1 protein-coding gene is annotated in these 220 nt (G+C 60.5%); it reads right to left on the reverse strand.

The annotated features are described in order from the left end of the window. Positions 1 to 220: rRNA maturation RNase YbeY (ybeY, locus tag A3709_RS14900; protein WP_197484219.1), on the reverse strand; the 220-nt coding region annotated here is incomplete at both ends.

A 220-nucleotide genomic window follows, 5' to 3' on the forward strand; every position in this document is an offset into this window, starting at 1 on the left:
ACGATATCGCCCAGCAGCGGCAGTTCCAGTTCGGGAGGCAAGTCGCTGGGGAATGACAAAACGTTGGTGGGGCCGGACTTGCCGCGCCAGGTGTGATTGAGCTCAGCCATCTCGTCTTCGTCGACGAGCCGCACGCTCACTTCTGTATCAGTTGTGCGCTGAGTGGCCAGCGCTGCCTGAATCCAGCGTCTTATGTCGTCCTCATCAGGCGCGGGATCAC

The sequence above is a fragment of the Halioglobus sp. HI00S01 genome (assembly GCF_001635445.1).
GTDB lineage: Bacteria > Pseudomonadota > Gammaproteobacteria > Pseudomonadales > Halieaceae > Halioglobus > Halioglobus japonicus.